24 protein-coding genes are annotated in these 26,398 nt (G+C 36.2%); 17 read left to right on the top strand and 7 right to left on the bottom strand.

Annotated features, from left to right (window positions below; genetic code table 11):
* The 6 genes from FLUTA_RS20505 to FLUTA_RS03695 all read left to right on the top strand — a co-directional run bounded on the left by FLUTA_RS20505 (position 1) and on the right by FLUTA_RS03695 (position 6,144).
* Complete coding sequence (locus FLUTA_RS20505; RefSeq protein ID WP_013685505.1) at positions 1-891, top strand: glycosyltransferase family 2 protein; 891 nt, start codon at positions 1-3, stop codon at positions 889-891.
* A gap of 108 nt (positions 892-999) precedes the next feature.
* Positions 1,000-2,130, top strand: a complete 1,131-nt coding sequence (locus FLUTA_RS03675) for an N-acetyl sugar amidotransferase (protein ID WP_013685506.1) — start codon at positions 1,000-1,002, stop codon at positions 2,128-2,130.
* Positions 2,127-3,062, top strand: coding sequence for an NAD-dependent epimerase/dehydratase family protein (locus tag FLUTA_RS03680; protein WP_013685507.1), 936 nt, complete (start codon positions 2,127-2,129; stop codon positions 3,060-3,062). The genes FLUTA_RS03675 and FLUTA_RS03680 overlap by 4 nt, the downstream gene beginning before the upstream one ends.
* A gap of 36 nt (positions 3,063-3,098) precedes the next feature.
* Positions 3,099-4,316 (top strand): glycosyltransferase, encoded by a 1,218-nt coding sequence (locus tag FLUTA_RS03685; RefSeq protein ID WP_013685508.1) that lies wholly within the window; start codon positions 3,099-3,101, stop codon positions 4,314-4,316.
* A 45-nt stretch (positions 4,317-4,361) separates the two neighbouring features.
* Complete coding sequence (locus tag FLUTA_RS03690; RefSeq protein WP_013685509.1) at positions 4,362-5,435, top strand: glycosyltransferase family 4 protein; 1,074 nt, start codon at positions 4,362-4,364, stop codon at positions 5,433-5,435.
* A 139-nt stretch (positions 5,436-5,574) separates the two neighbouring features.
* The gene (locus tag FLUTA_RS03695) at positions 5,575-6,144 is read left to right on the top strand and encodes a pentapeptide repeat-containing protein (RefSeq protein WP_013685510.1); all 570 of its coding nucleotides are present in this window, start codon (positions 5,575-5,577) and stop codon (positions 6,142-6,144) included.
* A gap of 60 nt (positions 6,145-6,204) precedes the next feature.
* On the opposite strand, the gene FLUTA_RS21525 is transcribed toward FLUTA_RS03695, so the two are convergent.
* Positions 6,205-6,375, bottom strand: coding sequence for a hypothetical protein (locus tag FLUTA_RS21525; protein ID WP_013685511.1), 171 nt, complete (start codon positions 6,373-6,375; stop codon positions 6,205-6,207).
* A gap of 249 nt (positions 6,376-6,624) precedes the next feature.
* Between FLUTA_RS21525 and asnB the strand changes: the two genes are divergently transcribed.
* The 8 genes from asnB (at position 6,625) to FLUTA_RS03740 (ending at position 15,292) form a co-directional block, all read left to right on the top strand.
* Positions 6,625-8,523 (top strand): asparagine synthase (glutamine-hydrolyzing), encoded by a 1,899-nt coding sequence (asnB, locus tag FLUTA_RS03700; protein ID WP_013685512.1) that lies wholly within the window; start codon positions 6,625-6,627, stop codon positions 8,521-8,523.
* A gap of 83 nt (positions 8,524-8,606) precedes the next feature.
* Positions 8,607-9,473 (top strand): SRPBCC family protein, encoded by an 867-nt coding sequence (locus FLUTA_RS21270; protein WP_013685513.1) that lies wholly within the window; start codon positions 8,607-8,609, stop codon positions 9,471-9,473.
* A gap of 5 nt (positions 9,474-9,478) precedes the next feature.
* Entirely contained in the window at positions 9,479-9,991 is a 513-nt protein-coding gene (locus tag FLUTA_RS03715) for a YcxB family protein (protein ID WP_013685514.1), read from the top strand.
* Between the two features lie 4 nt (positions 9,992-9,995).
* Positions 9,996-10,430 carry a VOC family protein gene (locus FLUTA_RS03720; RefSeq protein WP_013685515.1) on the top strand — a complete coding sequence of 145 codons (435 nt, stop codon included), beginning with the start codon at positions 9,996-9,998 and terminating at the stop codon, positions 10,428-10,430.
* 157 nt (positions 10,431-10,587) lie between these two features.
* Positions 10,588-11,403: an oxidoreductase gene (locus FLUTA_RS03725; protein WP_013685516.1), complete on the top strand. Its 816-nt coding sequence runs from the start codon at positions 10,588-10,590 to the stop codon at positions 11,401-11,403.
* Complete coding sequence (locus FLUTA_RS03730; protein ID WP_013685517.1) at positions 11,403-12,209, top strand: helix-turn-helix domain-containing protein; 807 nt, start codon at positions 11,403-11,405, stop codon at positions 12,207-12,209. Before FLUTA_RS03725 ends, FLUTA_RS03730 begins: the two co-directional genes overlap by 1 nt.
* A gap of 29 nt (positions 12,210-12,238) precedes the next feature.
* Entirely contained in the window at positions 12,239-12,817 is a 579-nt protein-coding gene (gene rdgB / locus FLUTA_RS03735; RefSeq protein ID WP_043024064.1) for an RdgB/HAM1 family non-canonical purine NTP pyrophosphatase, read from the top strand.
* Between the two features lie 246 nt (positions 12,818-13,063).
* Entirely contained in the window at positions 13,064-15,292 is a 2,229-nt protein-coding gene (locus FLUTA_RS03740; RefSeq protein ID WP_013685519.1) for an NADP-dependent isocitrate dehydrogenase, read from the top strand.
* A 169-nt stretch (positions 15,293-15,461) separates the two neighbouring features.
* Here the strand turns inward: FLUTA_RS03740 and FLUTA_RS03745 are convergent, their stop codons facing one another.
* On the bottom strand, positions 15,462-15,665 hold the full coding sequence (locus tag FLUTA_RS03745) for a hypothetical protein (RefSeq protein WP_013685520.1): 204 nt from the start codon (positions 15,663-15,665) through the stop codon (positions 15,462-15,464).
* Positions 15,666-15,989: 324 nt separating this feature from the next.
* Between FLUTA_RS03745 and FLUTA_RS03750 the strand changes: the two genes are divergently transcribed.
* From FLUTA_RS03750 to FLUTA_RS21800, 3 genes are all read left to right on the top strand, one after another.
* Positions 15,990-17,399 (top strand): DUF4403 family protein, encoded by a 1,410-nt coding sequence (locus FLUTA_RS03750; RefSeq protein WP_013685521.1) that lies wholly within the window; start codon positions 15,990-15,992, stop codon positions 17,397-17,399.
* Positions 17,400-17,491: 92 nt separating this feature from the next.
* Entirely contained in the window at positions 17,492-18,538 is a 1,047-nt protein-coding gene (locus FLUTA_RS21365) for a hypothetical protein (protein WP_013685522.1), read from the top strand.
* A complete protein-coding gene (locus FLUTA_RS21800) occupies positions 18,538-18,666 on the top strand; it encodes a hypothetical protein (RefSeq protein ID WP_245545464.1) in 129 nt (42 codons plus the stop codon). The genes FLUTA_RS21365 and FLUTA_RS21800 overlap by 1 nt, the downstream gene beginning before the upstream one ends.
* 68 nt (positions 18,667-18,734) lie before the next feature.
* Here FLUTA_RS21800 and FLUTA_RS03760 read toward each other — a convergent pair whose 3' ends face one another.
* The 5 genes from FLUTA_RS03760 to carA form a co-directional block, all read right to left on the bottom strand.
* Positions 18,735-20,732 carry a urocanate hydratase gene (locus tag FLUTA_RS03760; RefSeq protein ID WP_013685523.1) on the bottom strand — a complete coding sequence of 666 codons (1,998 nt, stop codon included), beginning with the start codon at positions 20,730-20,732 and terminating at the stop codon, positions 18,735-18,737.
* A 103-nt stretch (positions 20,733-20,835) separates the two neighbouring features.
* A complete protein-coding gene (locus FLUTA_RS03765; RefSeq protein WP_013685524.1) occupies positions 20,836-23,475 on the bottom strand; it encodes a T9SS type B sorting domain-containing protein in 2,640 nt (879 codons plus the stop codon).
* A gap of 5 nt (positions 23,476-23,480) precedes the next feature.
* Positions 23,481-23,843 (bottom strand): hypothetical protein, encoded by a 363-nt coding sequence (locus FLUTA_RS03770; RefSeq protein ID WP_013685525.1) that lies wholly within the window; start codon positions 23,841-23,843, stop codon positions 23,481-23,483.
* A 143-nt stretch (positions 23,844-23,986) separates the two neighbouring features.
* The gene (eno, locus tag FLUTA_RS03775) at positions 23,987-25,270 is read right to left on the bottom strand and encodes a phosphopyruvate hydratase (protein ID WP_013685526.1); all 1,284 of its coding nucleotides are present in this window, start codon (positions 25,268-25,270) and stop codon (positions 23,987-23,989) included.
* A 21-nt stretch (positions 25,271-25,291) separates the two neighbouring features.
* Entirely contained in the window at positions 25,292-26,395 is a 1,104-nt protein-coding gene (gene carA, locus FLUTA_RS03780; protein ID WP_013685527.1) for a glutamine-hydrolyzing carbamoyl-phosphate synthase small subunit, read from the bottom strand.
* Between the last annotated feature and the right edge of the window lie 3 nt (positions 26,396-26,398).

The following is a 26,398-nucleotide window of genomic DNA, read 5'->3' on the forward strand; positions in this document are numbered from 1 at the left end:
ATGTTTCTCAGTATCGTCATCCCAACATATAATCGCGCACATTTGATTGAGAATACCCTACAACGTGTTTTGGATCAAACTTGTGATGATTTTGAAGTAATTATTATTGATGATGGGAGCACTGACAATACGGAAGAAATTATTCAACCCTATCTTTCTGAGAAAGTAAAATATTACCGAATTCCAAACAGCGAACGCGGAGCTGCCCGAAATAGAGGAACCGAATTAGCAAAAGGTAATTATGTCAATTGGTTTGACAGCGACGATGAAATGCTACCGAATCATGTGTCATTTATCAAAGAACTTGTTGAGAAAAATAACAAACCAGAAGTTCTTCATGTCATGTATCAAATAAAAGATCAAACGACTGGAAAAACAACAACTATTCAATCCTCTTATTCTTCTAGACAACGAAAAAGAAAAAACTTTTTAATTGAAGGTAATTATCTTGCATGCAACCCCGTTATTGTCCGAAGAGATATCGCACTTGAAAATCCATTTATCGAAAATCGAAATTTAAGCGCCAGCGAAGATTATGAATTGTGGTTGAGATTACTAGCCAAATATACCTTTGTTAAATCGGCCGAAATAACTTCTTACTTAATTCAACACGATGAACGAAGTGTCAATACAATGACAGACCCCGACAAGTTGGAACTGCGTTTTCTTACCTTTCTGAAATACATTGATACTAACAAGCAATTAAAAGAATTTTTAGGAATCGATTACTCTTATTTCGTAATGAGAAACTACTTGATTTTAGCGGTTGATTTGGCTTATAATGGACACAAACGCAAAGGATTATTTTACCTAAAAAAAGCACTTCGCGAACACAAAAGAGCTTTAAATCAACGCGTATTTTGGGCGACATTGAAACATCTGATATTTTAACATCTCCAAACCTTCACCTAATCTTACCAAATATTCATCAAGCACATCTACTTGTTTTTTAGTTACTAAAAATGCAAATTAATAAACAGATGCTGTTAATTTTGTGGCATGCTAATAAAGCAATACCAACAGTGTACTTATTGCGTAATGGATACAAGTGATCCCGACATTTATTTTAATGTGGAAGGAGTTTGTAATCACTGTTTGGATTTTCGTAAAAATATTCTTCCTACTATTCAGAAAAACAGTTCCGATAAAACACGATTAGATCAACTGATAAAACTAATTTCAGGGAAGAAGAACACAAAATCAAAATACGATTGCGTTATTGGCGTGAGTGGAGGATTGGATAGTTCATACACCGCTTATTTCGCAAAAATCAATGGTTTAAATCCACTTTTGGTACATTTAGACAATGGATGGAATACCGAATTAGCAGTTCAAAACATTCAAACCATTGCAACCAAATTAGAACTCGATTTAGAAACGGTTGTGCTTGATTGGTCTGAATTCAGGGAGATTCAATTGGCTTTTTTGAGGTCTTCAATTGTAGATATTGAGATTCCAACCGATTTAGCAATTCCTGCAGCTTTGCATCAATTGGCAAAAAAATACGGTGTAAAAACAATTTTGTCCGGTGGAAATTATTCTTCAGAAGGAATTCTTCCCTTGCAATGGGGATACCATGTGATGAAGGATATGAAACTCTATAATCACATTGTTCAGAATCACAGCAAAGTATCTCGGAAAAAGATACCTGGATTTGGGTTATGGGATGAATTTTACTTCAAAATAATTCGAGGGGTGAAAATTTATTATCCATTGAATTATTTGAATTATTCCAAAAATGAAGCGGAAAAAATCCTTGAAAAAGAATTGAATTGTACTTTTCCAAAGGTAAAGCATCATGAATCGAGATACACCCGTTTTTGGCAATCATACATCATGCCCGTTAAATTTGGATTCGATTACAGAAGAGCAACTTTATCAACACAAATATGCTCTGGGCAAACAACAAGACAAGAAGCATTAGAACAACTCAAATCACTCCCATACAATGTGGAAACAATTGAAAGAGAAAAGTATTTCATCTGTAAAAAGCTACAAATTTCGTTGGAAGAATTCGATTTTATTCTCCAGCAAAAACCTTTAACACATAAAGATTTTCCGAATTCAAAAAAGCGGATTAACTTCGTCTATAGCGTTTATCGCTTTTTATTTCCAAAAAAACAACAATGAATCAGTCAAAAAAAAATATACTTATTACTGGAGGAGCTGGTTTCATTCCTTCATCTCTCGCTGACAGATTACTTCAAAACCCCAATTATTTTGTAGTTTTAATTGACAATTTCCTTACTGGAAAAAAGGAGAATATTCCGCAACATGAAAATTGTAAATTCATTCACGGAGATGTAAACAACTTTGAAGAGATTGCTCCTCTTTTCAGTTTATACAACTTTGATTATGTGTTCCATTATGCTGCAGTTGTTGGTGTAAAACGCACATTGGAAAACCCCATCATGGTATTGGATGATATTTATGGAATTCGAAATATTCTAGACTTATCAAAACGTACAGGTGTAACACGTGTATTTTATGCATCTTCTTCAGAGGTTTACGGAGAACCAGTTCATTTGCCTCAACATGAAACAATTACACCTTTAAATTCTCGCTTGCCTTACGCAGTAGTCAAAAATGTAGGTGAATCTTATTTTCGCTCTTACCAACAAGAATATGGCTTAGACTATACCATCTTCCGTTTTTTCAATACTTACGGTCAAAAGCAAAGTACAGACTTTGTGATGTCGCGATTTATTCAATTGGCACTATCTAATCAAGACATTACTGTTTACGGAGATGGTTCTCAAACGCGTACTTTTTGTTACATCGAAGACCATTTGGATGCTTGTATTAAAACAATGGAGGCGGATTTAATGATTAATGATGTGGCAAACATTGGAAATGGAACAATTGTCACTGTTTTAGAATTAGCGGAAACAATTATTCGACTAACGAATTCTAAATCCAAAATTGTCCATCTACCGTCTTTAGAAGAGGGTGATATGACTAGAAGACAGCCAGATATTACTAAAATGAAGGAATTGCTTGGAAAACCCTTTACAGCATTGGAAGATGGAATTCAGATTATTTTGAACAATCTCATTAAATGACGTAACTTAACAAGCAGTTATATACTGAAAGCTGAAATGAAGAATGTCCTTTACTTGTCTTACGACGGCATGACTGATCCGCTTGGTCAAAGTCAGGTGCTTCCCTATTTGATTGGATTGAGTAAAAAAGGATTTCAGTTCACACTCATCAGTTTCGAAAAACCAGAACGCTATTCATCTGAAAAAAGCAAGATAGAGGCGCTTTGCACAAAACATCGCATTGAATGGAAACCGCTTATCTACACCAAAAAACCTCCCGTTATTTCAACATTAAGAGATATTCGGAGAATGAAAAAATTAACATTTCAGTTACATACCGAAAAACACTTTCAATTGGTGCATTGTAGAAGTTATATTAGTGCATTGATTGGCCTTCAATTGAAAAAAGACAAAGGTGTTAAACTTCTATTCGACATGCGTGGTTTTTGGGCAGATGAAAGAGTGGAAGGTAAAATCTGGAATCTCAAAAATCCACTCTTCAAATTCATCTATTCCTATTTCAAAAAGAAGGAAAAACATTTTTTTGAAGAAAGCGATGCGATTGTCAGTTTGACTGAAGTTGGAAAAAAAGAAATTCTATCTTGGAACTTACAACAGGTTAGCGTAGAAAAAATAACCGTCATTCCGTGCTGTGTTGATTTGAACTTATTCAATCCTGAAAAAATAAATTCAGATCATACCTACAAAAAGAAAACAGAATATAAGCTCAAAGAAAAATATGTAGTTGGCTACATTGGATCTATTGGAACTTGGTATCAATTGCGCGAAATGCTTTTGTCATTTAAACACATTCTTCAATTAAAGCAAAATGCCGTTTTCCTCTTTGTAACGAAAGAATCGCCAGCAACTATTCACTTTGAGGCTCAAAATTTGGAAATTTCCCCAGATGCAATTCGAGTAGTAGAAGCTCAACACCATAAAGTTCCCGCTTTTATTTCACTCTTTGATTGCTCCATATTTTTTATCCGTCCGAGTTACTCTAAAAAGGCTTCATCACCTACAAAACAAGGAGAAATAATGGCTATGGGAATTCCACTTATTTGCAATGCTGGAGTTGGTGATACCGATGAAATTGTGACACGTTACAATGCTGGATTGGTTCTAAAAGACACAACCGAAGAAACTATTTCTTCGTTCTCCTTAGACTTCGCAACTTTTGACCGTGAAAAGACAATGCTTGGCGCGAAGGAATATTTCGGACTGGATCATGGTGTCGAATCTTATTTTAAGATCTATGACCAGTTTGTCGGTTAATTTTCTTTTCAGACAATCTCGAAAAAAAAGCCCATTTTTGCTTCTGTGAAATTGAATAAACTCCATATTATTGCTCCTTATCCGAAAGGAGAAGCACCTTCACAACGTTTTCGGTTTGAACAATATTTACCTTTTTTAGAGGAAAACAACTTTGAGATTCACTACCATTCATTTCACACACAAAAAAGCTGGGATAGACTTTACAAAAAGGGGCGATTCATTCAGAAATTCCTCGATCTGAACTACAATTTTCTCCGTCGTTGGATTCTCTTATTTCAACTAATTGGTGCTAAGCACATTTTCATGCACCGTGAAATGACACATCTAGGCCCGCCAGTTTTCGAATGGATCTTAGTGAAAATCATGCGCAAAAAATACGTGTATGACTTCGATGATGCCATCTGGATTCCTAATTACAGTTCTGCAAATGCGCGTTTTCAAAAACTAAAATGTTACTGGAAAGTGCATTTTCTCATCAAATGGGCCGCAAAAGTGAGTGCTGGGAATGATTTTCTCGCCACTTATGCACGTCAATTCAATTCCAATGTAGAGGTTATCCCTACAACCATCGATACACAAAACCAACATACAAAATTGGTCAATCAAGAGAAAAAACAGCCGGTTATCGGTTGGACTGGAACACATTCCACGATGCATTATCTGGATTTTGTAGTTCCAATTTTACGAAAGCTTGAACACGAGTTCGAGTTTCAATTCAAAGTAATTTCGAATAAAAAACCCAATTATGAGTTGAAATCCTTGGTTTATCAAGATTGGAAGGCAGAAACAGAAATAGAAGATTTATCAGAAATTCAAATAGGAATTATGCCTTTGGTTTTGGACGCTTGGTCGGAAGGGAAATGTGGATTCAAAGCCTTGCAATACATGGCCCTCGGAATGGCATCAATTGTTTCACCAGTTGGCGTAAATACGAAAATAATTCAACACGAAAAAAATGGCTTTATTGCAGAAACCACCCAAGAATGGGAACAAGCAATACGTGTTTTATTGGAGAACGAGAAGCTTAGAAAAGAATTTGGCAAATATGCAACGCAATCCATTCAGCAGCTTTGGAGTGTCGATGTTTGGAAAGAAAACTACTTGAAATTGGTTCAATAAGCCATTCATTAATCCATTTTAATCAGGTACCTTTGAAGTTGTTTTTTTTCAAAGTTCAAAAAGAGTAAAAAGTTCAACGCGTTCAAAAAATGCTGGTCTTTAACCCGATTTTCGGCTTTTGCATGTTAATTTTCAATTTATGTCTCTCCTTCATTCAGACCAAACATTCAGCAAACTCAATCCCATTCAATATTCACTCGAATCTGGTGATTACGAAAACTGTATTTTCAAGCATTGTGACTTTTCAAGTGTCAATTTTTCCAAATTCAAGTTCATTGATTGTGAATTTCAGGAATGCAACTTCAGTTTGGCTTTAATTTCCAACACTTCTTTTCAAGATGTACACTTTACGGATTGCAAAATGCTAGGTTTACGCTTCGATAATGCAAATCAATTTGGACTATCACTTCATTTTGAGAATTGCACTTTGAACCATTCTTCGTTCTATCAATGCAAACTTCCTAAAATCAAATTTATTGGCTCGCAATTGCAAGAAGTCGATTTTACGGAATCGGATCTAAGCGATGGTTTATTTGATACCTGTGATTTGATGCATGCGGTCTTTCATCAAACAAATTTGGAGAAAACAGATTTCAGAACTGCGCTTCATTTTCAAATTGATCCAGAAAAGAACAAAATCAAAAAGGCAAAATTTTCAGTAAACGGTTTAGTTGGACTGTTAAACAAATATCAAATCCAAATTGATTGATTTAGAAACAAAAAAAGGTGTCCCATTGAACACCTTTCACTTTTTTACTAGAATTTCTGTTTACGAACCACATCCAACGCATTCGATGTAGCTATCCATTGGACGAACTCCTTCTACTTGCATTTTAAGGTTGTGAATTTTGTCTTTGATGTCCATATCTGCAAACATGTCACCCGTCAACTGTGCTTCTAGCACTGTGATTTCTTCTTGTAATTTTTGTGTGTTTTCCATTTTTTGAAGGGTTTTAAATGATACTCTAAAATTAAGGATTAAGGCATTTCAATAAACACGGAGCTTTCCAGATTTATGAAAAGAGTTTTGAACAGGCTTTCGTCAGATATTAGGACTTCCTGATTTTAAGATTATAAGACTTTTATTTTGTTAGATTTTCCAGTCTTAATGTCTTAAAATCCGAATATCTTAAAGTCTTTTTCATATCTTTACTAGTTACTCAAAAATGACTAAACGCAAGAAAAAAACATGTGTGGAATAGCAGGATTTATTGACTTCCAAGGAGCTTCTTCAGAACAAGATTTGGAAGATATGACGCATGCTTTGGAGCATCGTGGACCTGATGGATTTGGCACATTTATTCAAGTTGGTTCCAACTACAAAATTGGACTTGGGCACAGACGACTTTCTATTCTCGAACTTTCCGAATTGGGGAAACAACCCATGACATGGAATCAATTAACCATTGTTTTTAATGGTGAAATCTACAATTTCAAAGAAATCAAAAGTGATCTTGAAAAATTAGGCCATTCCTTTTTGGCTGAATCAGATACCGAAATGATTCTGCATGCTTACAGCGAATGGGGCGAAAAATGCTTGGATCGATTCATCGGGATGTTTTCATTTGTAGTGTATGATTCAAAATCAGAAGAAATATTCATTGCACGAGATCGAGCTGGAGTAAAACCGTTATTTATCTATCAAAAAAATGGTTTATTTCTTTTTGCCTCGGAGTTAAAGGCCTTTCATAAGCATCCTCAATTCGAAAAGAAAATAAACCCAAAAGCTGTTCACGCCTATTTGCAATACGGAAGTGTTCCTACTCCACATTGCATTTTTGACTATTGTTCGAAATTGGAACCTGGACACTTCATCAAAACTTCTTTGAATAATTTCAAAAGCGAACCAACGCAATATTGGAATGTGTATAATTATTACAACAAACCAAAACTTGCCGTTTCAATTGAAGAAGCTAAGCTGAAAGCTGAAAACCTTTTAAAATCAGCTTGTGAATACCGCATGGTTTCCGATGTTCCTGTGGGTGTTTTTCTAAGTGGCGGATATGACAGTGCTTGTGTCACTGCCCTTTTACAAAAAGATCGAACAGAGGCTTTACGCACTTTTACCATTTCAGTTCCCGATATTGGGTTAAATGAAGCTCCTTTCGCTAAAGAAGTTGCGGAAAGATTGCAAACAAATCACACAGAAACGGAATGTACTGCAAGAGAAGCAATCGATTTAATTGCAGAACTCCCCTATTTTTATGATGAACCTTTTGCCGATTCAAGTGCAATTCCAACAACATTGGTTTCAAAAATTGCCAAACAACATGTAACCGTTGCGCTAAGTGCTGATGGCGGTGATGAAGTATTTGCAGGATACAATCGCTATGAAATGATCTTGAAATACGGTGAAAAATTGAATAAAATTCCTTCTTTCGCTCGAAAAGGTTTGGCAAGTGTGATGGAACTTGTTTCTGCAGATTCAATTCCTGTTCTCAAAAACAAATACAATTTTGCTCAACGCTACGAAAAAACGAAGTCAATTCTTCGCGATACAAGCGATCAAAACATCATGCTTAGCGTAAGCCAATTATTCACAGAACAGCAAATCAACAAAATCTCTACTCAAAAATTTGAAACACTTCAAACTTATTTCGATAGTCAAGAATTAACCAATCACAGTCCGCTGGCTTTTGCACAAGCAATGGATTATCAAACCTATTTATTGGATGATATTCTTCAAAAAGTGGATCGCGCATCGATGTCTGTCAGTTTAGAAAGCAGAGAGCCTTTACTCGACCACCGTTTGATCGAATACGTTGCTCAATTACCCGATGATTATAAAATTAGAAATGGTTCCAAAAAATGGCTATTGAAAGAAATCGTTCATCAATACATTCCGCAATCGATGATGGACAGACCCAAAATGGGATTTGCCATTCCGATTGAATCCTGGCTCAAAAATGAGCTCCGAGATCTACTTGAAACCTATTTATCTGAAAAAAAAGTAGCTGAAACCGGACTTTTTAATTGGGGAGAAATCTCACGATTGAAACACTCTTTTTTGGAAGGACGAAAAGAATACGGTGTAAAAATTTGGTACTTGCTTTCATACCTCATGTGGTTTGAACGTTGGGGGAAATAACAATTGGATATTAAGACTTTAAGACTGAAAATCTGGAGTATAATATCCAAAATTCTAGAGTCCTTGTATCTAAAAAAGAAATTATGGAAAATACTACAGTTGAAACAATGATGGATTTTGATGTCCCTGCTCGCGACTTGTGGGAAGCTATCACGAATCCGTCACACTTTAAAAAATGGTACTTTCACATTCCTCACTTTACCACAACCGTTGGTGAGAGCTTTGATTTTTATGAATCAGAGGCTCGGAAGTATTTACACCACTGCACCGTGTTGGAATTTGAAAAAGGAAAGAAATTTGTTCATGCTTGGGAACATCCGAATCAATCCAAAGGGTCATCTATTCTAACGTGGATCGTTGAACCTATTGATGAACTACATTCACGATTGATTTTGCGACATGAAGGCTTGGATTCATTTTCAGATGCGGGTTCAAATTTTACTCCTGAAAGTTATCAAATGGGCTGGGATGCAATTATAAAAACGTCTCTTCGAAATTACCTGTATCTGATTGAAAAACTTCATTTCTCGATTAATATCAACGCAACAAAAGAACGTGTTTGGGAAATACTGTGGGATGAGGAAAGTTATAAAATTTGGACGAAACCTTTTGGTGAAGGATTATCTTATAACGGTGATTTAAAACAAAATGGACGTATTCATTTTTTGTCAACTGATAGAACTGGAATGTATAGCGATGTGGTTTTCTTCAAAGAAAATGAACTGGTTGTTTTCAAGCACATTGGAGAAATTAGTAATTTTCAGGAACAAGAACTCAACGAATCAAGTAAACACTGGACAGGTTGCTTTGAGATTTATCGTCTGATGGAAATCAATGCAACCATGACTGAATTGGAAGTAGAAATTGATGTAACCAATGACCACATTGAATACATGAAGAAGAAATTTCCTCTTGGTTTGGAAAAAGTAAAAGAGTTAAGTGAACAATAAAAGGGATGGAAATAACTATTGTTGATACCGCTGAAACAGCAAAAGTTAAACTTGATTTAATGAATAAACGAATGGTATTCATTTTTCGATATCTCAGTTTGGTTTTAGTGTTTTTGAGCTCAATATGTTTGCTTCTGGGTTTCGTTTCTGGTTACACGAATCACAGCAGTTTTAATGGAAATCACAGCTATTCCGACTACCATTTAGGAACAGGAATCGGGATTGGTTGTTTAATAACAGCTGCTTATCTGGAATTGTATATTTTCAAACTGCGAAAAAAAATGCAGAAATTCAAATACAGCATCACCACATACATTTTTTCCAACGAAGGAATAAAAACATCATCCGATTCAAGTGAAACAGTTATAAATTGGAATGCAGTTCAGGAAATTGTCATTCAAAAAAAAGGATTACTTATTGCAACAAATAATTATACCTGCCCTACCATGTTCTTTTTGAATGATCAATTTTCGCTAGAACAGATAGCTTGGATCAAACAGAAAAGCACTAAAAAATGAAATTATGGCAACAGTAAATGCTTATTTAACTTTTAATGGAAACTGCGAGGAAGTGTTTCTGTTTTACAAATCGGTTTTTGGAGGAGAATTCGAATATATCGGAAAATTCAAAGACATGCCTCAGGAAGGCGGAAATAAATTGGATCCGACAATGGCGGAAAGAATCATGCACGTTGAATTACCAATCAGTAAGGAAACAAGCCTAATGGGAAGTGATACTGGTGGAGAATGGGCTACACATTTCAAAGAAGGAAACAATTTTGGTATTTCTGTTAATGCTGCCAGCAAGGAAGAAGCAGATCGCTTGTTTGGCGGTTTATCTGCAGGCGGAAAAGTAACTATGCCCATGGACAAGACCTTTTGGGGTGATTACTTCGGAATGTGGACAGATAAATTTGGCATCAATTGGATGATCAGTTTTAATGAAAATCAGAAATAAACGAGCAAATTAAAAAATAAAGCCATCTCCATCTTCCCCCTTAATCCTCCTCTAAAGGAGGAACTGGACAATGAGCCGCTGAGCAAAAAAAAATGAGCCGCTAGCCAAGATCATTTCCGTATATTAGACTGAACTTTGTTCTATAAAATTTAACTATATGAAAAAAGTCATTTTAATTACGGGTGCTTCTTCTGGAATGGGAAAAGTATTCGCACAAGATTTAGCAAAAGAAGGACACATTGTTTATGGTGCTGCAAGAAGAGTTGATTTATTGAAGGAATTAACCTCAAAAGGAGTCAAAACCATTGCTTTGGATGTTACCAACGATGAATCGATGAAATCATGTGTTCAAACTATTCTAGACCAAGAAGGAAGAATTGATATACTAGTAAATAATGCTGGATATGGTTCTTATGGAACGGTTGAAGATGTTTCTATGGAAGAGGCGAAACGTCAATTCGATGTTAATGTTTTTGGCTTGGCCCGCATGACCCAGTTAGTTCTTCCATCTATGCGCAAACAAAAAAGTGGAAAAATCATTAATATTTCTTCCATTGGAGGAAAAATCGCAACTCCTTTTGGTGCTTGGTATCACGCAAGTAAATTCGCCGTAGAAGGAATGAGTGACAGCTTGCGCACCGAGGTGAAACCTTTCGGAATTGATGTCGTTGTCATCGAACCAGGAGGTGTGAAATCAGAATGGGCAACCATCGCTTACGAGAACCTGACCAAGACGACTCAAAATACTGCCTACAGCGATATGGCAACTAAATTCAAAAAAGCATTTGAAACCACTATTTCAAAAAATGCAGAACCTGAAGTGATTTCCCGTTTAGTTTCAAAAGCAATCGCTGCTCCAAAACCAAAAACACGTTATGTTGGAGGATACATGGCTAAACCCGTGTTATTCTTTCGTCGTTGGTTGGGAGACAGAACAATGGATAAATTATTATTGAGTCAACTTCCGAAGTGATGGCTGATCAAATTCAAGAAAACATGCTGTTTTCCTGTGTTCATGAACAGCATTTTGGCACCGAGCAATTGGTGGTGAATCACGCCTTAAGTATTGTGATATCTGGGAGAATGGAAATTTTCACCCCAGAAGGATCGCGCTTCTTCGAAGAAGGAAAAATGGGAATCATGCGTAAGAATACCTTATTGAAAACACGTAAGCATCCTGCATTGGACGGGCAACCTTTCAAATCCTTTACCATTTTCCTGACGGAAGACTATTTACAGCAATTTGCATTGCAAAATAGTCTTCCAGCTCAAGAACGTTTTACGGGTAATCACTTATATGAAATTCCAGAAGAATCATTTATAAGCGGTTTTTTCCAATCACTCCTTCCCTATTTTGACAAGCCCGATTTTTTCACTTCCAAGATGGCTGCTTTGAAGACTGAAGAAGCTGTGGAACTATTACTTCGATTGGATCAATCCTTTTACGGATTTCTATTCGACTTCAGTAAACCCTTTAAAATTGATTTGGAGGCATTTATGCAAAAGAATTACTTGTTTAATATTCCTTTGGTAGAATTTGCGCGGTTATCCGGACGAAGTCTTTCCACATTTAAACGTGATTTCACGAAAATTTTTCAGGAATCTCCAGAGAGATGGTTGAAGCAACAACGACTTCTAGAGGCGAAAAATCTCCTTCAATCAACAAATATTCGACCATCCGACGTTTATTTACACGTTGGATTTGAAAATTTTTCCCATTTTTCAAATTCTTTCAAAAATTATTTTGGTTTCAATGCATCTAGGTTATTTAATTCCTAGAAAAAATGTATATTGACTCAAAAAAAAGAATGAAACTACTTTTCGCATCCTCCAACGAGCATAAATTAACTGAAATAAATGCGATTCTTCCTCATGGCTTTCAATTGATTTCTTTGAAAGAAATTCATTTTCACGATGAAATTCCTGAAACTGCTGATACAATTGAAGGAAATGCGATTCAAAAAGCCACTTTCCTAGCGGATAAAATGAACATTCCTTGTTTTGCAGATGATTCCGGCTTAATTGTTCCAAGTTTAAATGGAGAACCTGGGGTTTATTCCGCTCGCTACGCTGGTCCGCAACGAGATGCGAATGACAATATGGATTTGGTGATGGAGAAATTAGATCAACAATCCGATCGCAGCGCCTATTTTACAACCATTATTGCCTTGTATATTCATCACAAAGTACATCTTTTCGAAGGTCGAATTGACGGGACAATCATTCACGAAAAGCGCGGAAATAACGGATTTGGTTACGATCCCATTTTCGTTCCTAATGGAAGTGACAAAACTTTTGCAGAAATGACTACCGAAGAAAAAAGCGCCATGAGCCACCGAGGAAAAGCCCTTGCTAAAATGACTGAATATTTGAAGCGAATTGGATGAGAAATCTGACCCATAACTACCCGAATTTGAAAATTAGAGTGTTCACAACTTTGTGAACAGATTCCATATTAAAACATTCATAATCAATGATTTAATCTTTTTGATTATTCCGTTTTAAATTACTCCTCCAAACTCTTCAAAATTAACCTGCATATTTATTGACAATCCAATCTTCAACCATTAAATTTGCGTTGCTCTGTTGAGAATGACTCTTCAGCAGCGATAATCAATTGTAATACTCAAATTATGGCAGATTCAAATTCAACAATTCTGTATACACTTACTGATGAAGCTCCCGCTTTAGCAACTTATTCTTTTTTACCGATCGTTAAAGCATTTGCTTCAACGGCAGGAATCGAAGTAGAATCGAGAGATATTTCCTTGGCAGCACGGATTTTAGCTAGTTTTCCAGAAAGTTTAACAGATGCGCAAAGAGTTCCAGATTCATTGTCAGAATTAGGTAAATTGGCTACTGCTCCAGAAGCAAACATCATTAAACTGCCGAATATTTCAGCATCTATTCCTCAATTGAAAGAAGCGATTGCTGAATTGCAAAAATTAGGTTTCAAGGTTCCAAACTTTGTGGAAAATCCAACTACAGAAGAAGAAAAAACGGCAAAAGCAAAATACGATAAAATCAAAGGAAGTGCTGTAAACCCTGTTCTTCGTGAAGGAAACTCTGATCGTAGAGCTCCAAGAGCCGTTAAGAATTATGCGAAAAAACACCCACATTCAATGGGGGCTTGGTCTGCAGATTCTCAAACGAAAGTAGCAAGTATGCCAAACGGTGATTTCTACGGAAGTGAAAAATCAGTGGTCGTTCCAGCTGCAACAGACGTAAAAATTGAATTAGTAGCCCAAGACGGAACGGTAATCGTTTTGAAAGAAAAGACTTCACTAAAAGCAGGAGAAATCATCGATGCTTCAGTGATGAATCAAAAAGCGCTTCGTACATATATTGCAGCAGAAATCGAAGAAGCAAAAGCAAAAAACTTATTGCTTTCTGTTCATTTGAAAGCTACCATGATGAAAGTTTCAGATCCAATTATTTTTGGAAATGTAGTTTCTGTTTATTTCAAAGACGTTTTCGAAAAACACGCAACTCAATTTGCTCAATTGGGAATTAATCCAAACAATGGTTTGGGTGATTTGTATGCTAAAATTGAATCGCTTCCTGCAGCTGAAAAAGCAGCCATTGAAGCAGATATTAATGCAGTTTATGCGAAAAATCCAGCGATTGCAATGGTGAATTCTGAAAAAGGAATCACGAATCTTCATGTTCCAAGTGATGTGATTGTAGATGCATCTGTTCCTGCTGCAATTCGGACTTCAGGAAAAATGTATAACAAAGAAGGAAAATTACAAGATACCTTGATGATTATTCCAGATAGATGTTATTCGGGAATTTACCAAACTGTTTTTGATTTCTGTAAGAAAAATGGAGCTTTGGATCCAACAACCATGGGGTCAGTTCCAAACGTTGGATTAATGGCTCAAGCAGCTGAAGAATATGGTTCACATGACAAAACATTCCAAATCCCCGCTGATGGTACAGTTCGTGTTGTAGATGCTGACGGAAAAACGCTTTTGGAGCACACGGTTGAAAATGGAGATATTTGGAGAATGTGTCAAACAAAAGACGCACCTGTTCGCGACTGGGTAAAATTGGCTGTGACTCGAGCGCGTTTGAGCAATACTCCTGCAGTATTTTGGTTAGACAAAAATCGTTCTCACGATACTGAATTAATCAAAAAGGTCGAATTATATTTAAAAGATCACGATACAAACGGGTTAGACATTCGTATTTTATCTCCTGACGCAGCAACTCAGTTCTCTTTGGAGCGCATCGTAAAAGGATTGGACACTATTTCTGTTACTGGGAATGTATTACGTGATTATAACACAGATTTATTTCCAATTTTAGAAGTTGGAACATCCGCAAAAATGCTTTCCATTGTTCCGTTAATGAATGGAGGTGGTTTATTTGAAACAGGTGCCGGAGGTTCTGCTCCGAAACATGTAGAACAATTCTTGGAAGAGGGCTACTTACGTTGGGATTCATTAGGTGAATTCTTAGCATTGGCTGTTTCTTTTGAACACATGGCTCAAACAACAGGAAATGCTAAAGCAAAAATTTTAGGAGAAACTTTAGATGCTGCAACAGAGAAATTCTTAGAAAACGATAAATCTCCAGCACGTAAAGTAGGTGAAATTGATAACCGTGGAAGTCATTTTTATTTGACACTTTACTGGGCACAAGCTTTGGCTGCACAAAACAACGATGCGGATTTGAAAACGAAGTTCACTCCAGTTGCTGAAGCCTTGACAAAACAAGAAGCAGAGATTAATAGTGAATTAATTGCCGCTCAAGGGCACAAGATCGACGTTGCTGGTTATTACAAACCAAATGCTGAATTGGTAACGAAAGCAATGAGACCAAGTAAGACATTAAATAGTATTATTGATTCGATATAAATCCTTCAATCTTAAAACCTGGTCTGAATAATCAATTGAAAAGCGGTTTATTGCAGACTAGGTTTAATTATAAAACAAAATCCCCAACATATCTGATGCTGGGGATTTTTTAGGAAAAAAAAACGGGAAATCTCTTTGAGACTCCCCGTTTAAAATATTTCTTGACGAATTATTTAATTTTACAAGTATATCCTGAAACTTGGTTTGCTGTACAAGCAGTTTCAGCATCTTTTTTCTTAGCTGTAATTTTAGAAGAACTAGTCAATGTTTCTGAACCAAATGTGTAAGAACACTCACATGTGTATTCTTTCTTACATGAACCCAATCCAATTGCAAATGTTGCTACTGCAGCAACTAACATAATTTTTTTCATACTTTTCTTTTTAAGTTGAAGGTTATTTAAATAAATTAACGTTACGAATATATACAAAAAAAATTATTCAAGACTCTCAATACCAAAAAAAAGTTAAAAATTATTTCAAGTCGCAACTAATGGTAGTAGATTCTAACTTATCACACGCTTTTTCAGAATTCTTCTTTGAAGCACTCATTGAAATTTGATAACCATCCGAGCAAGTGCATGTTCTAGTCTTATTGCAAGATAGGCAAAAGACAGATAAACCAATTAAAAATAAAATCTTCTTCATGAATTGAAGTTAATCTTAATTTTGAAAAAATTATCTAAAAATGAATTGTTGTGAATTTTTTTAAATCAAAGGCTGGTTCTTTATTAATTGTCATCCATTTATTTTTGATTTTTTCTTGTGGGACTATAAAGCCGGAAAAACCAATAGAGCAAGTAATTGAAAATCCCCCAGTATTGGCGCCAATTACAACAGAAATTGTTGTTCCAATAGAAATGAGCCTAACAAGCTATTTAACACAAGCAAACGCGAAAATCCCCAAATTTACACGTGGTTCGGATAAACCTTGCAGCGGTATTCGATACGATTACGAATTTCAAAAAGACTCCTTCAATATTCGAACATCCAATAATAAATTACTCTCCGAACTTCATGGCTCGTATTGGATAAAAATGGAATACTGCGCGAGTTGCACAGATCTTCTAAGTTCAAAACCCATTTGTATTTCACCAATCATTCCATTTTCTTGTGGAATAAAAGAGGATAAGCCTCAAATACGCATTCGTTTGTCAACAGAACTAGGAATTAGTGAAAATTATAGTTTGCAAACAAAAACGAGTATTGATGAATTGAAATCTTTAAATCCCTGTGAAGTAACTCTTTTTAGATTTGACGCAACGGAAGAGGTGATTAAAGAAGTTCGTAAAACATTGAAAAAGCAATGTGAGGAAACAGACAAACAATTAGAAACAATATCGTTCCAAAAGGACGCGAAAGACCTTTGGAAGAATATGAATCAAACAATTCAAATTCCTTATTTAGGATTTATTCATTTTGAACCTTTATCACTTGCTTTGGTAAAACCTCGATTAGAAAACAATAAACTGTATACTACATTGGTGTTAAATAGTAGAACCTATTTAAATCAAAACTCAACAAAACCAGTATCTACCGAATTACCACCACTCAAAATACTTGCTAAAGCACCAAAAGATACTTTTGAGCTCTTTACAGATTTCGAATTGAATTATGATTCTTTATCCACTCTTTTTTCAGAGCAAATCACAGGTAAAAAGTTAGACTTTAAAAAAAATCACATTGAATTCAATAGTGCCCGAATAAGTGGTTTAGACCAGAATAAAATTCTTTTAACAATCCAGTTTAGTGGAACTAAAAATGGAATTCTTTACCTCCAAGGAACACCTACTTTTAACAATGAATCGAAAATTCTTGAATTAAGTAATCTGACCTATGATTTAAAAACAAAAAGCGTACTACTTAAAAGCGCATCCTGGTTATTTTCAGATCGAATATATACCGAACTTGAAAAAGCAACGAAACTCGACCTCACTTCTCAATTCAATGATTTAAAAAAGGGAATCGATAAGAACTTACAAAGGAAGAGCGGCGATTTTAGCTTACTAGGAAAAACACATGATATTCGTGTGATAGCTATTTTCCCTACAATTAACTTCCTTTATCTCCGCACTTGCTTAAAAGCTCAGTTAACTGTGAAACAATAAGCAGGAACACACATATAAGATTATTAAACGTTTCATTAGTTTGAAAAAATATTTTTTAGTTGAAAGTTTAAAAAAAACTATATTTGTTAGTAATGAAATATACTCTCCAATTATTTCTGATACTAGTTTCCAACTTTTTGGTTGCCCAACATCATTTCGAAAGCTCAGATGCTATTTCGGATTGTACAGGTGCTGTAAACATTCTGAAAGTAGGCGATTGTCGGATGCAATTTTCTGGTAAAGGAGGTAAAACAAATGATTTTGAAACCTATAATTCATTAAAGGACATTCCTGAAAACAACTCCTTATTTTGCTCCTTCAAGGCTACTTTTAACGGAAGATTTACCTTAAAAGCTAAATCAACAACTAAATTTCGAATGATTGTCTTTGAGGGTGAAACAATTTACCCCTGTGAGGAAATAAAAAAAGGGTCAGCTGAAATAAAACGAATTATATCGAAACCTTTTTCAGAAATTGGATTAGATTTAGTTGTCTCAGAAAACACCCTCTATCCTATCGACTTAGTTGCTGGTAAAGAAATTATCATCTGCTTTATTGCTGATTCGAAAGTAAAAGATTTTATAGACGTTTCATTTGAGTTAGAACCCGTAAACTATGAACTTCAAGAAGCTTCTGAAGGGGGTAAATTACTCGACTTAAGAACAAAAGAAAATGAATCTAGTTTAACAATACTCATTCGAGATTACGAAACTGGAAAACCTATTATTTCGAATGTCACAATTATTGGGTTAAAGCAAATAACAGCAAGTTATCAAGGATCAGATTTCAAATTCACGGCAACAAAATCTGGAAAAGTACTCATCCAAGTAGATGCCGAAGGTTATTTTTTTATTGATAGAGAAGAGCCCGTATCCGCATTTACCGAAAATGAAATTGTAATCTGGCTAGAACCACTTGGACAAGGAAAAAGCATGCAAATTGATGAAATTGAATTTTCACCAGGAAGCTCTGAATTTTTAGTTAGTGCAGAAACTAAACTAAGACGACTGAAAGATTTTTTAGCATTGAATGCTGGTGTCAATATCGAAATACAAGGACATGTTCATTCCAATGGCGAAATACATTTGATGGGCAAAAATTATCTGAAGCTAGGGCAAAAAAAGTTTACCAATACTTAGTGGACAACGGTATAAACAAAAACAGATTAACAACTATCGGCCTTGGAAATACCATGCCTATTTTTCCAAATGCTCAATTTGCATCTGAAGAACAAGCCAACAGACGAGTTGGGATTAAAGTCTTGTAAATTGAAAAGACTCTTACTCAATCACAGCCTTCTCATTGTTTTTCATTCCTACAGCTATAGAGACTAAATTATTTCAAGCTTTTCAAGAGTTCTTCATCTACTAATTCAGGGATTGTAACTTTCAACTTAGGTTCTTGTTCCATAGCGCGTTTGATTGCGAAAATAGCACCCTCATTTCGAGCCCAATTGCGGCGTGCGATTCCATTATTGACATCCCAATGCAGCATTGATTTCAATTTTCTAGAAGCATCCTCAGAGCCATCCAACAACATTCCAAATCCGCCATTGATAACCTCTCCCCAACCTACTCCACCTCCATTATGGATAGAAACCCAAGTTGCGCCACGGAAAGAGTCTCCAATCACATTTTGAATCGCCATATCAGCTGTAAAACGAGAACCATCATAAATGTTGGAAGTTTCTCGATAAGGAGAATCGGTTCCTGAAACATCGTGATGATCCCGTCCCAGAACAACTGGACCTATTTCACCTCTTTTAATCGCCTCATTGAATGCCGAAGCAATTTTTGTCCTTCCTTCAGCATCCGCATACAAAATACGTGCTTGAGAACCAACAACTAATTTGTTTGCACGAGCTCCTTTAATCCATTGAATATTATCTGCCATTTGTTGCTGAATTTCTGCTGGACTTTCTTGTTTCATTTTCTCTAAAACCGCACAAGCAATATCATCCGTTTTTTGCAAGTCGTCTGGTTTTCCCGAAGTACAAACCCATCTAAATGGTCCAAAACCATAATCAAAACACATGGGGCCCATGATATCTTGCACATAAGATGGATATCTAAAATCAATCCCGTTTTCAGCCATTACTTCTGCACCAGCTCTTGAAGCTTCTAATAAAAAGGCATTTCCATAGTCGAAGAAATAAGTGCCTTTAGCAGTATGCTTATTGATTGTAGCAGCATGTTTTACCAACGTGTCTTGAACCTTTATCTTAAACAACTCAGGATTTTCAGCCATTAGTTGATTTGCTTCTTCAAAAGAAATCCCAGTAGGGTAATATCCACCAGCCCATGGATTGTGTAATGATGTTTGATCAGATCCCAAATCAATATGAACATTCTCTTGGTCAAATTTCTCCCAAACATCCACAATGTTTCCCAAATAGGCAACCGAAACTATTTCTTTTAATTCTTGCGCTTTCCTAACGCGTGACACTAGCTCATCTAAGTCTTCAATTACTTCATGAATCCACCCTTGTTCATGGCGAATTTTTGTAATCTTAGGGTTTACTTCTGCACAAACAGTAATACAGCCTGCAATTGTTCCAGCCTTTGGTTGCGCTCCACTCATTCCTCCTAATCCTGAAGTTACAAATAAAGATCCTGCAGGACTCTTTTTAATCTTTCTGAATCCGTTCAGAACCGTAATAGTCGTACCATGAACAATACCTTGTGGGCCAATGTACATAAAAGAACCAGCAGTCATTTGACCATACTGCGTAACTCCAAGAGCGTTAAACTTTTCCCAATCATCTGGTTTCGAATAATTGGGGATCATCATTCCGTTAGTAACTACAACTCGTGGTGCATCTTTATGAGATGGAAACAAACCCATTGGATGCCCTGAATACATCGCCAAAGTTTGATCATCTTCCATTTCAGACAAATACTTCATTGTTAAACGATACTGAATCCAATTTTGAAAAACAGCACCATTTCCGCCATAAGTAATCAATTCATGCGGATGTTGAGCAACAGCATAATCCAAATTATTCTGAATCATGAGCATAATTGCTTTCGCTTGCATGGATTTACCTGGATACTCATCAATTGGGCGAGCATACATTCTATAATCAGGCCTGAAACGATACATATAAATACGACCATAGGTTTCCAGTTCATCTGAAAATTCCTTCGCTAATACTCCGTGGTGCTCTTGTGGAAAATAACGTAAAGCATTCTTCAAAGCTAAGACCTTCTCATCTGCAGATAAAATTTCTTTTCTTTTAGGAGCGTGATTAATCCCTAACTCATATTCTTTTTTAGGGGGTAAATTAACTGGAATTCCAGATTGGATATCGTTTTGAAAATCGTTCAGGGTCATAAAACAGAATTATTCTGCAAATTTAAGAAATATGAGCCTAACTAAAACAATAAAGGGCTATCCGTCGAATAACGAATAGCCCTTTATCTTACGGATCAATTATCTATTTGATAATATTGACAGTTCCATTCCAAGTATATTTCTTATCTGAAATGATTTCTCTTGTGCGTATTAACCACGTATAAGTTCCTTGTTGAATCAATTGACCGTTGTAAGTACCATCCCAAGAAGCGTTTACATCATGAGATTCCCAAACCATTTCGCCCCATCGATTAAACACTTGAAGTTCAAAATCAAATTCATCAATTCCTTCAATGTGTATTCTCCATGTTTGATTAAATTCATCTCCATCTGGTGTAAATGTATTTGGAGCATATAGAATTACTTCAGGAAGAATTACAACCTTTTTAGTTACTGTATCAGCACACCCTAAATATGATTTTGCAATTAAAGTCACATAATAAGTTCCTGTTTGACCATCAGGATACAAAACCGTTTGATCATTATTTGTAGAACTATTCGGTGAAGCTCCTGGGAAACTCCATTCATAAGTGTTTGCATACAAGGAGTATTCCGTGAATAACACTTGGGTATTGAACATCGTTATTGGATCTGGACTCCATTTAAAATCAGCCACCGGAGTCTGCATAACAACCAATGTATCCGTGAATGTAGTTGAATCGATACACCCATCAGGAGAAGTAACAATTAACTGTACGTCATATGTTCCGTTCATCGTAGAAGATGTATTCAATGAATCTACATCGATAAATTCATCACCATTAGTGATTCTCCAAATGGTATTTTGAGACATATTTGGATCTGTTGTGTTTTTTAGAACAAACACCGCAGGTTCACACTTAGGCGTCATATCAATTGAAATTTGCGGAATAGGAACAGAATAAGCTATAATTTGACCTGTTAAAGTAATCGGTGTTGTTTCACAAACATCATCAATTGTTACAGTATAGGTTGTTGTTATTAAAGGCGAATCATTCATCGTGCTTTCAGTTCCAACATCTGTTTGTCCTGTTGACCAAGTCATTGTATATGGAGCACCAATACCACCAGAAGCCGTTACAGTTAATGAATCTTCGTAACCAGGACACGTAAATGCATCAACAGATAGAACACCAGTTAATACTGGATTCAAAGTAACATAGATTGAATCTTTATTTGACCAACAACCCAAATTACTTTGAGCCTGAACGGGATAATAAGCATCGATTGTAGGATTAATTTGAGTACTAGCCAATAATGATGGATTGTGATCCCAATGATAGGAATAACCTGAAGTAGAAGTAGCTCCACCTATCGCATTAGCCCAAATTGTAGCCGTACCATTTTGACAGATAACTGTATCATTTGAAACTGACATCACAATTTCAGCCGGATTAGTCAAAATTGCTGTTGTACATTTCTGACAACCCAAGGTGTTTCTTGCACACACATTATATGTTCCTGCTGCAAAACCTCCTAGTGTATTAGAAGCTTGCCAAGTTACACCATTATTAAAACTATATTCACTTGCACCAACACTTGTAATAGTAATTGTACCATCACTAAATCCAAAACAACTTGGATTTGTAACTGCAGATGCAAGTTGCAATTGCGAAACAGTCACAAAAACGGTATCTCGCACAATACCACACAATGTGCTTGTTTCTCTTAAAACAAACTTATAAATTCCAGGCTGATTAACCGTTACAGTTGGGTTCATTGAGCTGGAATTCGGTGAAAAAGATGCTGTTGCAGCAGGTGTTAATCCTGGTGGAACAATTGCTTGCCAGTTTGCGGTATTTGATGTGCTTCCAACACTCCCTGTTAACAAGATAGGTTGTCCCAAGCAAACTGTTTGATTAGGACCTGCATTTGGTGCTGGCGGGTTTACTACTGTAATGGTAAATGTCGCAGTATCCTGCAATGCTGGATTTCCGCCCATTGGTGGTTGACTTACCACTACAGAATAAGTAGTTGTAACTGTTGGATTAACGGTTGTCGTACCCGCAGAAGGATTTGTTACTCCTGTAGTAACTAACCAGTTAAAACTAGGAGCCGTATAACCTGGTGTAGCAATTGTTACTGAAGCAGAATTCCCCAAACAAATTGTTTGATCTGCTGCAGAAACTCCACAAACTACAGAAGCCGTTCCAAAGAAATTAAAATTAATATCCTGACCTACCGAGCTGTAATTTGACAAACATAGAATAATTGTTTGCCCTGCGGTTACAGTTAATGGCGGTTGATAACTCGTATTAGAAGCACCAGGAGGATAATTTCCTGGAGCTGACATCCCTGTATTTCCATTACACATACCGTTCCAGTTACAAGCAACTGGAGGTAAGGTGTTACCATTAATACCCGCACAACCATCTGTAGTACTTGACGGACTATCTGCCCACATAATCCAGTCAAAACATCCTGAATTTGAAGGTGTAGTAGTTCCTGAATTCAATCCAATAATCGACCATTCCAAAGTTCCGCTAGTTACAATATTAATTGTAATAAATGTTGAAACTGTTTCACCAGATAATAGACATCCACTGTTTACTCCTTGAGGATTTGTACTTGGATTTGAAATCGTTCCAGAACCAAAATCTGGTGTATTATATGGTGGTTGAGCACCCGTAATATCAAAATCAGGATTCGAACAGCCTGGTATCGCTAAATTACAATTCACTGCCATTTGAGCAGATGCCCCAATTGAACAAAACAACAATAAAAAATATAAAAGTACTTTCATCGGAATTAATTTTCAGAACAGTTAGTAAATGGATATGGGGTGATTGGATCAACTCCTTGTAAACCTATCTGCAAGCAAGTATAAGAAGTGGCATAAGTACCCATCCAAGATGCAAAATCCGCTGGTGTTAACGCACTTAAATCTCGGGTAACTAGAAATAATCGATGTGTTGGAATATCAACTCGAACAACCCCCACATAAGGAATGGCACGTAATTGGTTTTCCAATGCTACTAAATCATTTTGGTTTGTTATGTTCACCATACATTGTGCAAAGTAAACAGGTCCATTATTCTGGTTCGTGCTTGTTTGAGAATTACCGACAAACGCACTTAGCGCAAAAACAATACTTAGTATTAAAATCTTCATAATATAATGCTTTGCTTTCTAAACGAAATAATGACAATTTGGTTGCCTAGGGATAATAAAACAAACTAATTATGAACATTTTGTTAAAAATCAAAAAAGGAGACTAATTAGTCTCCTTATATAAATCTGATTTGAATATGTCCTTATAAAAATCGAAAGTTTTTACCTGGATAATAAGCAGTTTCACCCAATTCTTCTTCAATTCTCAATAGCTGATTGTATTTAGCCATACGATCACTTCTCGATGCTGAACCTGTTTTAATTTGTCCGCAATTTAAAGCTACAGCTAAATCTGCAATGGTATTATCTTCTGTCTCACCACTTCTGTGTGACATAACAGATGTATAGCTATTCCTAGTTGCCATTTGAACCGCTTCAATTGTTTCACTTAACGAACCAATTTGATTCACTTTTACCAAAATTGAATTTGCAATTCCTTGTTCAATTCCTTGAGATAAGCGTTTTGTATTGGTAACGAATAAGTCGTCTCCAACCAATTGCACTTTGTTTCCTAATTTATCTGTTGCTTCTTTCCATCCAGCCCAATCGTCTTCTGCCAAACCATCTTCAATGGAAACAATCGGGTATTTCTTGCACCAATCAGCCCAGTAATCAACCATTTGAGACGATGTCATAGAATCTCCAGTTGATTCGAACAAATACAACCCTTTCTCAGCATTGTAAAATTCAGAAGATGCTGCGTCTAAAGCAATGTGAACATCATGTCCTGGTTTAAATCCAGCTTTCTCGATTGCTTGTAAAACAACCTGAATGGCCTCTTCGTTTGATCCTAAATTCGGAGCAAAACCTCCTTCATCACCTACATTTGTAGATAATCCCTTCTCTTTCAACACTGATTTTAGGTGATGAAAAATTTCAGTTCCCCAGCGTAGCCCCTCTGAAAATGAAGATGCTCCAAATGGCATCACCATGAATTCTTGAATATCAATCAAGTTATCTGCATGTGAACCTCCATTCAAAATATTCATCATTGGGACAGGCATTGTTGTTGCTCCAACTCCCCCAACGTATTTAAACAAACTTAAACCTGCTTCCTGAGCTGCAGCTTTAGCAACGGCCAAAGAAGTCCCCAAAATCGCATTCGCACCCAAATTCGATTTGTTATCTGTGCCATCCAATTGAATAAGGACACGATCAATTAATTTCTGATCAAAAACATCCATTCCTAACAACTCGTCAGCAATAATGGTATTCACATTTTCAACAGCTTTCAAAACCCCTTTACCCAAGTAAAAAGATTTATCACCATCACGTAATTCTACAGCTTCATGTATTCCTGTAGAAGCACCTGAAGGAACAGCAGCTCTTCCAACAGCACCATTTGTTGTGTAAACGTCTACTTCTACCGTTGGATTACCTCTTGAATCTAAAACTTGTCTTCCGACAATGCGTGCGATATAACTCATGTTTTTGATTTATTTAGAAGCTTAGTGCTTCGCTTGTTGCATATTGGTTATAAATTGATCGAATAGGTAGCGTGAATCGTGCGGTCCAGCAGATGCTTCTGGATGGTATTGAACAGAAAAAACGGGTTTATCTGTCAACATGATTCCTGCAATCGTTTGATCGTTTAAATGTTCGTGTGTAACTTGAATTCTTGGATTCGCTTTTACACTTTCTTTAGCGATCACAAATCCATGATTCTGAGAGGTGATTTCTCCTTTTCCTGTCAGTAAATTCATCACTGGATGGTTGATTCCTCGGTGACCGTTAAACATTTTCTCTGTTTTCAAGCCTTGACTTAATCCTAAGATTTGGTGACCTAAACAAATTCCGAATATCGGTGTTCCTAATTCAACCAATTCTTTCACTAGAGAAATTTCATTAGGCATTGCTGACGGATCTCCAGGGCCATTCGACAATAAATAACCATCCGGATTAAATGCTTTTAATTCAGAGACAGTTGCATTCATTGGAAAAACCTTCACAAAACAACCTCTATCTACCAAACATCGGATAATATTCTTCTTCACTCCAAAATCGAGTAAGGCAACTTTGAATTCACTCGATGAATCACCAACTTCATAAGCTGTTTTTGTAGCAACTTTTGAAGACAACTCTAAGCCATCCATTGACGGAACTTCTTTTACTTGTTTTTGAAGCGCTTTTTCATCTAAGATCTCAGATGAAATAATTGCATTCATTGCACCTTTATGACGAATGTGTCGAACCAATGCTCGTGTATCGATATCTGTAATACCAACTTTATCATTTTCCACTAAATAATCTTGCATACTAGATGTAGCAGAAGTTCTTGAAAAGTTGTTGGCAAATTTTTTGGTAACTAAACCAGCAATCTTTACAGTTTCAGACTCCACTTCAATTGGGTTTACACCGTAATTACCAATATGAGAAGTCGTCATGACTAGTATTTGACCATAATAGGAAGGATCAGTAAATACTTCTTGATAACCAGTCATCCCTGTGTTAAAAGCAATTTCACCAGTTGTTGTTCCAATTTTCCCGGTTGCTTTGCCGTAAAATACTGTTCCATCTTCCAGGACCAGGAGCGCAGGCTTGCGTTCTTCCATATA

The organism is Fluviicola taffensis DSM 16823 (assembly GCF_000194605.1).
Classification (GTDB): Bacteria; Bacteroidota; Bacteroidia; order Flavobacteriales_D; family Crocinitomicaceae; genus Fluviicola; species Fluviicola taffensis.